The sequence below is a fragment of the Alloprevotella sp. OH1205_COT-284 genome, from assembly GCF_003859795.1.
In the GTDB taxonomy this organism is placed as follows: Bacteria; Bacteroidota; Bacteroidia; order Bacteroidales; family Bacteroidaceae; genus Alloprevotella.
Map to the genome: position 1 here is coordinate 1 of NZ_RQYI01000078.1, position 380 is coordinate 380.

1 protein-coding gene is annotated in these 380 nt (G+C 50.8%); it reads right to left on the bottom strand.

Annotated elements, in window-relative coordinates:
- The coding region (locus EII14_RS09380; protein WP_158608370.1) for a hypothetical protein at positions 1 to 380 on the bottom strand (380 nt) is incomplete at both ends.

Sequence of the window (380 nt, forward strand, 5' to 3'; positions counted from 1 at the left end):
GCCACCGGGAACATCACCGTCATTGACGCGACGAGTCACTTCGATGCGGAGGAATTTGTAGGCTTTGCTCAACTTGGCGTAAGCCGTTCCGGCTGCATTGGCTTTCTTGCTGCCATCTTTCCAAGTCACTTCGTAGGGGTATTTGAAAGTGGCAACGGTCACAGAGTCCCAAGAGGTTTTCCAGGCATTGAAGTCGGTGGTGGCACCTTCGCCTTCTCCGTCTTTTTTGTTTAATTCAAGGTGGCTTTCGTCATTGCTACCCCAAATAGTTATGAGGCGGGGGCTACCGTTGTTGTTGTTGCCATCGCGCTTCACCCACTTGAAGAAGAGATCGGTTTCGGGATTGTCGAGTTTGATTTGGAGATAGTGTCCTCCTTTCC